The sequence below is a fragment of the Xenorhabdus sp. Sc-CR9 genome (assembly GCF_963897815.1).
Taxonomy (GTDB): domain Bacteria; phylum Pseudomonadota; class Gammaproteobacteria; order Enterobacterales; family Enterobacteriaceae; genus Xenorhabdus.
In genome coordinates, this window is record NZ_CAWQTY010000182.1 from 21,482 (window position 1) to 34,872 (window position 13,391).

Annotated in this window: 16 protein-coding genes; 13 read left to right on the forward strand and 3 right to left on the reverse strand. The window is 49.1% G+C overall.

The genetic code is table 11. The features are described 5' to 3' along the window. Positions 1-47: 47 nt before the first annotated feature. From AACQ81_RS12220 to AACQ81_RS12230, 3 genes are read left to right on the forward strand one after another with little or no spacing between them, the layout of a single operon-like run. Positions 48-1,478 (forward strand): DNA cytosine methyltransferase, encoded by a 1,431-nt coding sequence (locus AACQ81_RS12220; protein WP_237387448.1) that lies wholly within the window; start codon positions 48-50, stop codon positions 1,476-1,478. 9 nt (positions 1,479-1,487) lie between these two features. Further along, complete coding sequence (locus AACQ81_RS12225) at positions 1,488-1,961, forward strand: very short patch repair endonuclease (protein ID WP_237387449.1); 474 nt, start codon at positions 1,488-1,490, stop codon at positions 1,959-1,961. Next, the gene (locus AACQ81_RS12230; RefSeq protein WP_237387450.1) at positions 1,954-3,198 is read left to right on the forward strand and encodes a type II restriction endonuclease; all 1,245 of its coding nucleotides are present in this window, start codon (positions 1,954-1,956) and stop codon (positions 3,196-3,198) included. Before AACQ81_RS12225 ends, AACQ81_RS12230 begins: the two co-directional genes overlap by 8 nt. Before the next feature lie 141 nt (positions 3,199-3,339). On the opposite strand, the gene AACQ81_RS12235 is transcribed toward AACQ81_RS12230, so the two are convergent. Next, positions 3,340-4,032: a DUF5710 domain-containing protein gene (locus AACQ81_RS12235; protein ID WP_237387451.1), complete on the reverse strand. Its 693-nt coding sequence runs from the start codon at positions 4,030-4,032 to the stop codon at positions 3,340-3,342. Positions 4,033-4,180: 148 nt separating this feature from the next. Here AACQ81_RS12235 and AACQ81_RS12240 point away from each other — a divergent pair, with 148 nt between their 5' ends. The 10 genes from AACQ81_RS12240 to AACQ81_RS12285 are packed head-to-tail and all read left to right on the forward strand — an operon-like array spanning position 4,181 to position 11,933. Next, on the forward strand, positions 4,181-4,510 hold the full coding sequence (locus AACQ81_RS12240; protein ID WP_237387452.1) for an integrative conjugative element protein, RAQPRD family: 330 nt from the start codon (positions 4,181-4,183) through the stop codon (positions 4,508-4,510). Continuing rightward, a complete protein-coding gene (locus AACQ81_RS12245) occupies positions 4,507-4,743 on the forward strand; it encodes a TIGR03758 family integrating conjugative element protein (RefSeq protein ID WP_012989740.1) in 237 nt (78 codons plus the stop codon). The genes AACQ81_RS12240 and AACQ81_RS12245 overlap by 4 nt, the downstream gene beginning before the upstream one ends. Positions 4,744-4,778: 35 nt before the next feature. Beyond that, complete coding sequence (locus AACQ81_RS12250) at positions 4,779-5,156, forward strand: TIGR03745 family integrating conjugative element membrane protein (RefSeq protein ID WP_237387453.1); 378 nt, start codon at positions 4,779-4,781, stop codon at positions 5,154-5,156. A 10-nt stretch (positions 5,157-5,166) separates the two neighbouring features. After that, a complete protein-coding gene (locus AACQ81_RS12255) occupies positions 5,167-5,541 on the forward strand; it encodes a TIGR03750 family conjugal transfer protein (protein WP_237387454.1) in 375 nt (124 codons plus the stop codon). Further along, positions 5,538-6,194 (forward strand): PFL_4703 family integrating conjugative element protein, encoded by a 657-nt coding sequence (locus AACQ81_RS12260; protein ID WP_237387455.1) that lies wholly within the window; start codon positions 5,538-5,540, stop codon positions 6,192-6,194. The genes AACQ81_RS12255 and AACQ81_RS12260 overlap by 4 nt, the downstream gene beginning before the upstream one ends. Positions 6,195-6,211: 17 nt before the next feature. Next, positions 6,212-7,021, forward strand: a complete 810-nt coding sequence (locus AACQ81_RS12265) for a TIGR03749 family integrating conjugative element protein (RefSeq protein ID WP_272903083.1) — start codon at positions 6,212-6,214, stop codon at positions 7,019-7,021. Beyond that, positions 7,011-8,432, forward strand: a complete 1,422-nt coding sequence (locus AACQ81_RS12270) for a TIGR03752 family integrating conjugative element protein (protein WP_237387457.1) — start codon at positions 7,011-7,013, stop codon at positions 8,430-8,432. Before AACQ81_RS12265 ends, AACQ81_RS12270 begins: the two co-directional genes overlap by 11 nt. Beyond that, positions 8,432-8,788, forward strand: coding sequence for a hypothetical protein (locus AACQ81_RS12275; RefSeq protein WP_237387458.1), 357 nt, complete (start codon positions 8,432-8,434; stop codon positions 8,786-8,788). Before AACQ81_RS12270 ends, AACQ81_RS12275 begins: the two co-directional genes overlap by 1 nt. Next, entirely contained in the window at positions 8,776-9,177 is a 402-nt protein-coding gene (locus AACQ81_RS12280; protein ID WP_237387459.1) for a TIGR03751 family conjugal transfer lipoprotein, read from the forward strand. The genes AACQ81_RS12275 and AACQ81_RS12280 overlap by 13 nt, the downstream gene beginning before the upstream one ends. Further along, positions 9,177-11,933: a conjugative transfer ATPase gene (locus AACQ81_RS12285; RefSeq protein WP_237387460.1), complete on the forward strand. Its 2,757-nt coding sequence runs from the start codon at positions 9,177-9,179 to the stop codon at positions 11,931-11,933. Before AACQ81_RS12280 ends, AACQ81_RS12285 begins: the two co-directional genes overlap by 1 nt. 90 nt (positions 11,934-12,023) lie before the next feature. On the opposite strand, the gene AACQ81_RS12290 is transcribed toward AACQ81_RS12285, so the two are convergent. Both AACQ81_RS12290 and AACQ81_RS12295 read right to left on the reverse strand, forming a co-directional pair. After that, on the reverse strand, positions 12,024-12,353 hold the full coding sequence (locus AACQ81_RS12290; protein ID WP_237387461.1) for a hypothetical protein: 330 nt from the start codon (positions 12,351-12,353) through the stop codon (positions 12,024-12,026). A 2-nt stretch (positions 12,354-12,355) separates the two neighbouring features. Continuing rightward, positions 12,356-13,391, reverse strand: a 1,036-nt coding sequence (locus AACQ81_RS12295; protein ID WP_443089558.1) for a DNA/RNA non-specific endonuclease, incomplete at its 5' end; no start/stop codon positions are given.

The window sequence follows — 13,391 nt, forward strand, 5'->3', positions numbered from 1 at the left end:
GTGATATTATCACACTAAGATATCCCATTAATTAAATGGTTTTTAATATGAAAGAGTTAGAGTTAATTGCACAAAAACTGATTGCACAAAACGAAGAAGAACAATGCCGGAAAAAGGAAGAAGACAAAGCATTAATCAGTAAACTCGTTGAAATCTATGATCAAAAATATGTTGCTGAGGCACTTCGGGCTATTAGTCATAGCGACTGGACTCGTGAAACACTTAATCGCTGGTTAAATGGTAAAATGGTGCAAAAGCAATTAACTGAACTAGAAGTACAGATGCTTAATAGTTTGTTGCCATCACCGCCTGAACACCATCCGAATTACACTTTTCGTTTTATTGACCTGTTTGCTGGCATTGGTGGGATCAGAAAAGGATTTGAAGACATTGGCGGGCAATGTGTGTTTACCAGCGAATGGAACAAGGATGCGGTCCGTACTTACAAAGCAAACTGGTATTGCGATCCTGAAGAGCATACCTTTAATTCTGATATCAGGGATATAACTCTGAGCTATGATATTTCTGTCAGTGATAAAGAAGCATACCAAAATATAGATCGTGAAATCCCTAATCATGATGTATTACTGGCGGGTTTCCCTTGTCAGCCTTTTTCTCTTGCAGGAGTATCAAAGAAAAATTCATTAGGCCGTGCTCATGGTTTTGAATGTGAAACGCAGGGAACATTGTTTTTTGATGTAGCGCGGATCATTGCTGCCAAAAAACCGGCTATTTTCCTGCTGGAAAATGTGAAAAACCTGAAAAGCCATGATAAAGGGAAAACGTTTCGGGTTATTGTACAGGCTTTGGATGAATTGGGATATTCAGTTGCGGATGTTGAACATACTGGGAAAGATGATCCAAAGATTATTGATGGCCAAAATTTCCTGCCACAACACCGTGAACGTATTGTTTTGGTTGGATTTCGGCGTGATCTTAATATCCACCAGGGATTTACCCTCAGAAATATGAATCAACTTTTTCCTGCGCAAAGACCGGCTCTTAAAGAACTACTGGACAGTAATGTTGATAAAAAATATATCCTTACTCCTGCATTATGGAAATATTTATACAACTACGCGAAAAAACATCAGGCAAAAGGCAATGGTTTTGGTTTTGGTCTGGTTTTCCCTGATAACCCGAATAGCGTTGCCCGCACCTTGTCCGCCCGTTACCATAAAGATGGCTCTGAAATACTTATCGACCGAGGCTGGAACAGAGAGCTTGGAGAGATGGATTTTGATAATGAAGAAAACCAGAAAAACAGACCAAGAAGGCTGACACCCCGCGAGTGTGCGCGTTTGATGGGATTTGAATCACCAGGTGGCACAACTTTCCGCATTCCCGTATCGGATACTCAGGCCTATCGGCAATTTGGCAACTCTGTGATTGTTCCTGCTTTTGCTACTGTGGCTCAGTTATTGGCACCTTATATTGCCAAAGCAATTGCGCTAAAAAACAGCAAAAAAGTGGCATAAGGTCTGATTATGGCTGATGTTCACTCTTCTGTAATTCGTAGCAAAAATATGAAAGCGATACGAAATTGTGACACAGCCATTGAAATAAAGCTGGCAGCGATCCTTGAAGATACTGGCTTTCGGTTTCGGACACAGGTAAAAGAATTACCGGGGAAGCCTGATTTTGTAATCGATGAGTATCGAAAAATCATTTTCACTCATGGGTGTTTCTGGCATCACCATGATTGCTATCTGTTTAAAGTCCCGATGACCAGAACCGAATTTTGGATGAACAAACTTGGGAAGAATGTATTACGAGATAAAGCTATTAATGAGAAGCTCAGGAGTGATGGCTGGCACGTTATGGTTATCTGGGAATGTGCTATAAAAGGCAGATTCAGATTACCCGTTCAGGAATTATCTGAAAGAATAGAAGAGTGGATTTGTGCAGGTAGTGATTCTGTAGAAATTGATACTAAAGGGATACATAATAAAAATGTTTGAGCAGCTATCTGATCATTTCGAAGTCGCAGTTGCAAAATATCTTTCGGCTGTTGATGTTGATCCTAAAAAATCAAATCAACATGAAATTGGTGGATTGGTCAAAGCAGGATTTTCAAAATATCTTCCCGTTTCCGAACAAGGGGAAAAAATATTTTTTAAGGCAACGCTGACTTATATTGCCGGAGAAGATAGCGAACCGATCATCTGTGAAGATCAATTAACGTGGTACGATACCCGTTATAACCAGCCAAACAGATCGGCTGAATATCGTATGTATTATAAAACGAATCCTGTTTCATCTTTGATGAGCGAAGGTGATTTTTTTCTAATTATTAAACGTAATAATGGCGATTTGCTGATTATTATAACTCCCCCGGGATCTTCAGTTGAATTACAGCTGAATACTTTATTTGGGCTGGGTAATATTGGTCATCATTTTTCCCGATCTTCGATAGAGGAAAAATCGCTTATCCTTCCAGTCAGGATGTTATTTGAAGACCTGGGAATAGAACTTGAAGAACCTGAAAGTAAAAATGAAAATTTACTGGAAACATTATTAAAGCATTTTCCGGCTGGTTTTCCTAAGTCAAAAGAATTTTCTTTGCTGGCAAGGGAAATGGCCTCAGGTGAACCAATAAATGAACCCGATAATACACTGATGCTATGGATGGAACAGGAAGAAAAATTATTTAAAACGTATGAACGTTATGAGGTAGCAAAAAAATTATCGCAGGGATTTGGAGAAAACGGGAATGATGTTGATGAATTTATTCATTTCTCATTGAGTGTTCAGAACAGGCGAAAATCGCGTGCTGGTTTTGCCTTTGAAAATCACTTGGATCATCTTTTCTCATTGCATAATCTGCAATTTCAACAGGGTTCTGCCAAAAATATAACAGAGAATAAGTCTAAACCCGATTTTCTTTTTCCATGTTTTTCTGCTTATCACGATAAATCTTTTCCTCAGGAAAAGTTGCGATTGCTTGGTGCAAAAACGACATGTAAAGATCGCTGGAGACAAGTATTGGCTGAAGGAGACCGGGTGGCACGTAAGCATCTGATAACGATGCAGCCAGGAATAAGTGAACAACAGTTGGCAGAAATGAAGAGTAAATCGCTACAGTTAGTGGTGCCTGAATCTGTTAAGTCACTCTATCCTATATCCTATGCCAATGATTTACAGAATGTTATGGAGTTCATTACTGAAATCAAGGAAATCCAAAGATTAACTCAATGACTTTGCAAATGAAACAGCACTGCATTTATATGTAAATACCTTTTCTCTGAGGTGACCATTCAGGTGGTCACCATGATCCGCACCTGTCATCCTACAATGTGTTATATGCCATATTTTTTTTTGTACCGCTCATGCGACAGCCTATTGAAGATACTCTGACGGTACATTCACCACCTGTGTCATCCATTCAAACCAGTCACAGGCCTGACAGGCCCGACTGCCTCCTTTCGGATCGAAATAGTAGTGATGATGCGAAATATCTTCACAATACCCCACAAACGGCTGATCGATACGATGCAGCTGAATAGCTGCCGCTTGCTCTTTGGAAGCAGGAAAGAACGCCCCACTGATTTCGGCAAACAGTTCGGTATCATCCTGCTGCCCGTCACAGTGTTCGCAGTGGTTTATCCAGTGCTGCCGGCGCAGTCGCTGGCTGACGGCTTGGCGCAGGCGGTGGTGAAAACCGGGCAGCACGTTACGCACGAGAGAGGGAATATCGGCGATATAAAACAAAAACGCCGGGCTGTCCTGCTCTGTGTAGTCAACTTCCGTGCCGGGTTCATCGCCGTTATCCGCTTCCAGTAGCTGGTGTCCGGCAGGCAGCATAAACGCCGTCACGGTGGTGTGTTCATGACAGTGCGGGCAGGATGTTTGGGTCTGGGCGAGATACCAGTATTCAGCATGCACATTGTAGAACGGCAACCAGTTCATAAACGGCGTCGGGTCAACACTGTTGTCAATATACCAGATTTGGGCGGCAGCATCCCAGCGTGCACCCAGCTTCCGTGCCTTTTCGTATTCATCATCAGGGACGTTTAAATCAATCCGCAGCATATGTTTTCCTTCATCATTAAGTTTTGGCTGAATAAGTTAGCCAGACTATTTAGCTAATTTTCACCAAAGCATAAAGAGTTTATTGCTGATCGGCGTTAAAAAACCCCGCATCCTCGGCCTCCTGAAATCCATGATGAGGTGAGTGTTTATGCGCTGTTGCTTTTCCCTGTCCCGTTCTGCCTGTCTGTTGGGGTTGACTGTGTTGTGTATGCCGCTTGCGCAGGCTGCCGAGAAAGACGAACTGGCAAGTGCAAAAAATCTGATTGATCAGGTGCAGATGGCACTGGAGCGTGCAAGCCTCGCCGAAAAGCCGGCTGATATCGCAAAATTCCCTCGCTATGACTTTGATTACCTTCGTATCAGAGCGGATCTCAGCACCATCAAAGCTGGTATTGATCACTATCTTGCCCCTTCCCGTGCTCAGCAGCAGGCATCAGGCACGCTATCCGGTCATTACCGTCAGGAACATCCGCAATGACTGAAGCACAACGCACTGCTTTTACCGTGGCCTCGGGGCATTTTGATATCACTTTTCTGTATCTGGTCTGCGTCGGATTTTTCCTGGCCACCCTGTTTCTCTGGGCGGCCTGGGCCGCAGTGGATGTCTGGAACGGCTGGGCGAATGAAAAAGTACGTAATCAGACAATCAGCCAGTTTGCTATGCGAACCGCCATCTTACTGGTGGTCGCGGTCTGGATGTTTGCCAGCTGATGCAACGAACATAATGAAAAAGGAATGGATTGAACATGAAGCCAATTTTTACCGTCTGCCGTCGTATCAGTACGAATCTGATAACCAGAATAAGCACCTTGTTTTTGCTGTCCGGTCTTTTCTGTCAATCAGCCCGGGCCGATTTGCCGGCTATCGAACCACCAAAAAGTGGCGGCGGAGGCGGATTACTGGGACAGGTGAAAGGCTATGCCCAGGATGGCATTGTGATTGGCGGGCTGATCCTTTCGGCAGTCGCGTTCTTTAAGGTCGCCTCGGCGGCGGTTGAAACCTTTTCGGAAGTGCGGGACGGCAAAGCCACCTGGACACAGTTTGGCTCGATCATCGTGGTCGGCGTGGTGCTGCTGGTTGCGGTGATTTGGCTGCTGGCGAAATCGGCCGGCATTATCTTTTAAGGTGTAATTTATGCAGACGATCCCGTTTTTACCCGATCGCTTAAATGCCGAACCGGTCGTATTCCGGGGATTCACCACACCGGAAATGGGGCTGGCCGCTTTGCTGGGGCTGGCATTCGGGTTGATGGTGAGCCTTCCTTTTATCCCGTTAGCAGGCTGGGTCATGATACCGACGGGTATGCTGTTTATGCCCTTGTTATTGATGAGCTTTGGCGGTCGCTGGCTCGCGCAGCTTAAGCGCGGCAAACCGGAAAATTATCTCTGGCTGAAGCTGGAAGAGAAAAAACGTCGGATGGGCATCGGTGATCCGGCATTGATTATTACGGCTCAGGGCTGGTCGTTGCGTCGCAGCAGGCAAGCGCATCGCAGCAGGAGCCTGCGATGAGCCGGTTTCGTCATGCGCTGAAAAACTGTGACCAGCATATCCTGACCCTGCGGCTCGTTTGCGGGGTGCTGGTACTGGTCTTGCTGATCACGCTCACGGGCTGGATGGCGTCACCGCGCAATCTCACCATCCATAATCCGCCGGACTTACGCAGCGGCAGTACCCGCCCGTGGTGGGAAGTACCGGCACCGAGTGTCTACAGTTTTGCCTTTTATCTTTTCCAGCAACTGAATGCCTGGCCGAAAAACGGGGCACAGGATTACCCGGCCAAAATTGCAGCTTTGTCACCTTACCTGACCCCCGCCTGTCAGGATTTTTTGCGGGAAGATGCCAGAACCCGGGCAGACAGCGGCGAACTGCTCGACCGGGTGCGGGTAGTGTATGAAATTCCCGGCCGGGGTTACGGGACGAAAAGTGTGACGGTGCGTAACCGGGATAACTGGGTGGTGCGGCTGGATTTGGTGGCCGATGAGTATTATCACGCCGAACCGGTCAAACGGGCGCTGGTGCGCTATCCCCTGAAAGTGGTGCGCTGGGAGGGCGATGCGGAGCGTAATCCCTTCGGGTTGGCACTGGATTGTTACGACGGGATGCCGCAGCGTCTGGAAGCGATGCCGCAACCTGTGGAAGAGAAAAAGGGAGTGTTTCAGTGATATCTCAGTCTCGTTATCTGTGCTTTCTGGCGGGACTTTTCAGTCTCTTGTGGTTCAGCCTCGATGCAAAGGCCGATGAGCTAATGAAATGGGAACGTATTCCGTTACCCATTGCCCTCAAAGTGGGTCAGGAACGGATTATTTTCGCAGACAGAAATGTCCGTGTTGGTTTTCCGCCGTCCCTCAACGATAAATTGCGGGTACAGAGCGCAGGGGGAGCCATTTACCTGAAAGCCAGTCATGCCTTTTCACCAACCCGTCTGCAATTGCAGGACAGTGAAAACGGCGAAATTATCTTACTGGATATTACTGCCACCAATACGGGGCCAACAGAACCGGTACGCATTCTTTATCCGGATGAAAAAAGTTCTGCCTCAAAAGAGGAACCCCGGCATCAGAGAAAATCAGCACCTTCGGCTCCCGCGCCGGTGATATTAACCCGCTATGCCGCTCAGCAGCTTTATGCCCCGCTGCGTACCGTCGAACCGGTTACAGGTATCCATCCGGTCAGCCTGCATTTAGCCGACGCTATTACGACACTCTACCCTTCAGAACCGATTGCGGTTTCCCCGCTGACAGGCTGGGGCGTGCAAAATTACACGGTGGTAGCCCTGAAACTGCGTAATACGGCCAAACGCAACATTACGCTCGACCCACGGGCCTTGCAGGGGCAATTTGTCGCGGCAACGTTTCAGCATCGCTGGCTGGGTGAAGCAGGGACACCGGAAGATACCACAGTGCTGTATCTTGTGACCCGAGGACAGCCGGATAATGCCTTTATCCCTGAGCCGGTAGCGGTGAAACCGGGAGGCCGTCATGCAGATTAAATCCAACAGTCTGGTGAAAATCCTGGTGCCGGCGGTGCTGATGGTCGGCGGGTTTATCGGCATCAAAAGTTGCAGTTCAACAGACAGTACCGCACCCGATACGCCCCAGAATAATGTCCTGGCCACGTTGTCACCGGAGGAGCTACAGGCGCTGGGTGTCGGCGGCGATACACCGGAAGATACTCTGCGTACGCTGGTCGGCACACTCAATAACGTGCGGGCAGAGCAGCAACGGTTAGGTCAGCAGAATGCCGATATCCTGAAAGAAAATGACCAGTTAAAAAATCAGCGTCACGATGTTGCCGGTCAGATAGACGCGGCGGTGGCCGCCATCCGGCAGGGTGATGAACAGCACCGGAGTGAATTACAGGATGAACAGCAGGGATTGCTGGCGCAGATTGATTTGCTGACAGAGAGGCTGAATTCAGCGCCTCTGTCTGCGCCGGACAGTCCGATACCGCCTGGGTCGGGAAGTATTCCGTATTCTGCCAATGCAGGCACAGGGCAGAATGAACTTATCTGGATAACACCGGCCGATGAAAAACCGGCAGACATGCAAATCCCCGGCAATGGGAAAGCCACGGCGCAGTTCCCGGCCTCATTTTTAAGTGAACAGCCCGTCACCGGGCACAATAAACCCCAAAATGCCTCGGACCAAAATCCATCGTTTAAGGAAGAAAACGACAAACCGGTCTATACCCTGCCTGAAAATGCCACGTTAGTCGGCAGTCAGGCCATGACCGCACTATTAGGCCGTGTTCCCGTCAATGGTACGGTCACTGACCCCTATCCGTTCAAAATCCTTATCGGCAAAGACAACCTGACGGCCAACGGCATCGAACTGCCGGAGGTGGAAGGAGCGTTGGTGTCCGGCTCGGCCAGTGGCGACTGGACACTCTCCTGCGTGCGCGGTCAGGTTAATTCGATCACCTTTGTTTTTCAGGACGGCACGGTACGCACCCTGCCGGGCACAGGGCAAAACACCCACGGCATCGGCTGGCTGTCCGATGAAAAAGGCATTCCCTGTATCAGCGGTGAGCGCAAATCCAATGCCAGCACTTATCTGCCGACCCTGTTTGCCCTCTCGGCCATGCATTCGGCCGGCGATGCGCTGAACGAAAGCCAGCGTACCGCCCAGACCAGCGGCACAGGCGGTATCACCACGGCGTTAACGGGCAATGCCGGACAGGCCACATTAGGCAAAGCGATGTCAGGTGGCATGAATGACCTGAGCGAATGGCTCAGACAGCGCTACAGCCAGACGTTTGATGCGGTTTACGTCCCGCCCGGTGCCCGGTTAGTGGTGCATATCACACAACGCCTGGCGATTGATTACGAAACGAAAGGACGTAAGGTGCGCTACGGCGTGAGTGAGACCGCCCAACGTGACAATCAGGAAGCATTAGATTAATGGAAAAGACCCCTTCTCAGTGGATATTCAGTGCGGGTTCCCCGTATTGCCTGCAAGTGCCGGTGACATCACGGGCTGAACCTGCACGGGTACAGCTTTACTGGCGTACTGTGCGCAAAAAAGAGTGCCGGTTGTATCTCTCAACCGGCAGTGAATGTCAGCCGTTGAGTGACGGTGATTTTACCGTTTTCCGTCTGACGGAAAACCAGTGGCAGACAGTGGTTGACGGTAAAGTCAGCATGGCGCCTGAACAGTGGGAGCCTTTGCCCTTTACCTTATCAGAACTGGCGGTACACCCGGAATTTGCCATGTTTACTGCTCTTGGTATCCCGGAGGCCGCCGTATGCGGAAAATAAAATATTATTGGCTGTTGGGGTTGGCAGGGTTGCTGGCCGGCTGTACCACGTCGAAAGACGCCTTACTCCCTGCCGGAGAGCAGACAGTACTGGCAATGTGGCAGGGGAATCAGGCAGGTCATGCGACCGCATCGGCAAGGGAAACACTGCGCCGTTCTTTAACTTCATCCGAACGGCTCAGGGCTCTGGAAGAACCTTATCATTACAGCCGTTCAGCCGCGCAGGAAATCAGCCAGCAGTTTCCCCGCTTACCCAATCCCGATATGGTGATGTACGTCTATCCGCATCTGGTTGCCGGCAACACGCCGATACCGGGCTACAGTACGGTATTCCCGTTTTATCAGCAGGTACAGTATGCCCTGCCGGGTGAACGCACGGAGGCACTATAATGGAAAAACCCAAGGCACTGAACCGCCCCGGTAAACTGCGTGAGGCGGATGAAACCGCGATTTACCATGCAAACCCTTCCATCATCGATTATCTGCCCTGGGTGGAATATCTGGAAGACGGGCAATGCCTGCTGCTGGATGACGGGATTTCCGTGGGTGCGGTCTACCGGATTGAACCCATCGCCACCGAAGGCCGTCCTGCTGAGCGGTTGACTGAAATCCGGGATCAACTGGAAGATGCGATCCAGGACAGTCTGGAAGAGGACGATATTTCGCCGTGGGTGGTGCAGTTTTTTTGTCAGGATGACGATGATCCTGCTGACTATCTCAACACTTTGCGGGGCTATGTGAAACCCTGGGCACAGGGAACACCGTTTACTGACGCCTTTCTGGCGGAATCAGAGCATCACCTGAACAGCATTGCCCGGCCTGACGGGATATTTCAGGACAGCTTAATCACTGGGCAGCCGTGGCGGGGCCAGCAGCGCCAGACCCGTATGGTGGTTTATCGGTGGCTGCCTGACGGGCGCAGATCCCATGTTAGCAATCCGGCCTTATCGTCGGTGGCCGCACTCAATCAAGTCTGTGAGCGGCTGGTTTCGTCGCTGGCGTCTGCCGGTGTAACTGCCTGCCGCCAACATGGAAAACAGATCCACAACTGGCTGCTGCGACACTTTAATCCGGCCCCGGACTGGGGGATGGAAAAAGCCGATTTTTACCACGCCGTCAGTTATATAACACCTAAGCAATCGGATCTCCCCGTCAACAATGATTTTGCCGAAAGCCTGTGGTTTACCCCGCCGGTGTCTGATCCCGAGGCAGGCGTCTGGTGGTTTGACGGGTTGCCGCATAAAGCGGTGCCGGTCGAGCGCCTGCGTCGCCCACCAGAACCAGGAACACTGACAGGCGAAGTGAAACGGGGCGACAATATCAATACCCTGATGGATATGATGCCGGCAGGCACGGTGGTTTCGCTGACCATTGTGGCGCAGGCGCAGGACAGACTGGAAGAGGATTTTACCCGGCTGGCGAAAAATGCCGTGGGAGAAAATACCGAATCGCTGCGCGCCCGGCAGGATGTGCAGGAAGTGAAGGAACTTCTGGGGCGGCGGCATAAACTGTACCGCAGTGCGCTGACCTTTCTGGTGTGCGGCAAGGATCTGGATGATATAAACCGTCGGGTGCATCAGTTATCCTCCACCCTGCTGACAGCGGGATTACAGCCTGTCCGGCCGGAATTCAGTGTCTCACCGCTGAATGCTTATTTACGGGCATTGCCGATGTGCTTTAACCCACAGAAAGATAAAAAACACTGGTACAGCCGCCTGACCTGGGTACAGCATCTGGCCGGGTTATTGCCGGTGACAGGCCGTTCGACCGGCACCGGGCATCCGGGATTCAGTTTCTTTAACCGGGGTGGGGCACCGCTGACCTTTGATCCGATGAACAAACAGGATCGCACCCAGAATGCCCACCTGCTGCTGTTTGGTCCGACCGGTGCGGGGAAGTCCGCCACCCTGTGCGCTTCGTTAATCCAGTTGATGGCGATACACCGGCCGCGCCTGTTTATTGTCGAAGCCGGCAACAGCTTTGGTTTGCTGGCCGATTACTACGAAAGCCTGGGGCTGACAGTCAATAAAATCGGTATCAGACCGGGCTGTGGGGTCAGTCTGGCGCTGTTTGCCGATGCCCATCAGCTGCTGCAACTGAGTCCCAGGCAATTGCGCATTAATGAAGCCGATATTCCTGATACCGATGAACAACAGGAAGAGGAGGGAGATGAACAGCGCGATATTCTGGGCGAAATGGAAATTGCCGCCAGACTGATGATCACTGGCGGTGAAAAAAGAGAGGAAGAGCGCCTGACCCGCTCTGATCGTGGTCTTATCCGCGAAGCGATTATGATAGCCACACAAGCCAGCTTTAACGAAGCACGCCAGATGGTGGCTTCAGACTTACAAAATGCCCTTTATGCCATCGCCCGTAATCATCGGCAGGATGAGCACGGTCAGCCTTTAATCACTGTACACCGTCGGGCACGGGCAGATGAAATGGCCAGTGCTATGTCAATGTTTACCCAGGGGTTTGAGGGTGAACTGTTTAACCGCCCCGGTACGCCGTGGCCGGAAGTGGATGTCACCCTGATTGATTTGGGCACACTGGCACGGGAGAACTATTCGGCGCAAATGGCACTGGCGATGGTCTCGCTGATTAACAAAGTTAATAATCTGGCTGAACGGGATCAATATCAGGATCGCGAACTGCAACTGGTGATTGATGAAGGGCATATCACCACCACCAACCCGCTGTTATCACCGTATATGACCAAGGTAGTGAAAATGTGGCGTAAACTCGGTGCCTGGCTGTGGCTCGCCACCCAAAACCTGGCGGACTATCCTGATACCGCTGAAAAGATGCTGAATATGGCCGAATGGTGGCTGTGTCTCACCATGCCACCGGATGAGGTGGAGCAAATCGCCCGCTTTAAGAAGCTGACTGAAGAGCAGAAAGCGGTGCTGCTCTCTGCCAGTAAATTACCCCGTTGTTATACCGAAGGCGTGGTGCTGGCGAAAAAAATCGAGGCGTTATTTCGGGTCGTGCCGCCAAGCCTCTATCTGGCACTGGGCATGACGGAAAAAGAAGAAAAAGCCGAGCGTAGGGCGTTAATGCGTGAACATCAGTGCAGTGAACTGGAAGCCGCTGTTTTGGTGGCCAGAAAAATGGATGTGACGCGGGGGTTGAGGATAGGTTTGTAAATCACAACTTAGTGTGTAATTTCATTATTATTAATGATTTTTTGGTCTTTAAAGAAAGATCCCAGCACTATGGCTGGGATCGCATTCAGGTTAGCCTTCGTATTTAAATTCTACACTAAACTTCATTTTTTCTACATCAAGAGTGATTGTACATCCATGCCAGAATGGAGTTTCTTGAGATTGTATATTCTCAATAAAAAAGTTCCTAAGTTCTTCGAGTAGGTCTGTCAGATCGCTTACTGCTTGAGCATCAGGATCAAACCACCCTAACTCCTCACTTTCATCCATATAATCAAATTCATACTTACAGCCATTTCTTTCTGAGAAAAGGTCAGCTCGGACAATAATTTTTTTTGCATCTGCTGGTCCCGCATCTACCAATAACTGTCCGATTTTCTGGTATAGCTTTTGATCATCCATTACTATTTTCCGCCCTCAGAATTATTAAAGTTAACGATCACTGGCCTCTCTCCATCGATAGAATATTTGACATTGTATTTATCTGGGCGTCCACTATTATTGTTGCTATTATAGACAGGTACAATTTTAACATGAACTTGTTTGCCGTCTTTTTGAGCATTAGCCCATGAATTCTCCATCTTTTTCCATTCACCTTTATTCAGATTTCCATTCATTGGGAGAATATTTATTTTCTCACCCGGGCCATTAAAGATACTGGCAAATAGATGACCACCTTCATCTCCTGGATTACCACATTTCCCTGCTTTGCACTGTTGATAAGTATTACGATCTTTTTTAGACAAAGACAGAGTGCCTTCAGCAAGGATAGTACGGCCTAGCGAATCAGTTTGGAACGTTTTATTTCCATCCACATGGTAAAGGGTATTTGGTTGAGGTTTATTCAGTTCTGTAGTCCAACCCCTCTTTTTACCTGAGTTTGTGTTTATTACAACGACCTCTGGTGAAGACCCCGACTGATTGGCCTGTTGATTGTGGATCCGCGTCCTGATGCTTTTTCCGGTCATCGAAAATTTAGTGTCTTCGCCACTCAGAAATTTCGCACCGTTAACGGCATACGCTAGTATCTGCCCAGAGCCATTGGTATAATTTTCAATAACGGCGTTATCTTTAGCCGATTCTTCATGTGTGAATGCAATAACGCTATTATCAAAATACAGTCTGCCGATAAAGGTCTCGACGGATTCCAGTGCCTGATTGGCATATTCGCTAAGTGTAACAGCACACATAGTCGGATTGGCCTGACACTCGGCTTTGACAGATTCTCGCTGTTCTGCCAGTTTATTGCGCGTTCTTTCAAAGATAGGAGCAGTGTTTTCTCCTTTTTTCTTTGCTGCTTTGATTGCTTCATCTAGAGCGTGTTGATCTTTTTGGTATAAAAAGCAAGCAGCAAATGGGGCTGTTATAATGGTTTCGCCAAAAATCAAAACAATTACCCCAAATGCCAAGACTAATGTTAACAGATGATAGCTGGAAATT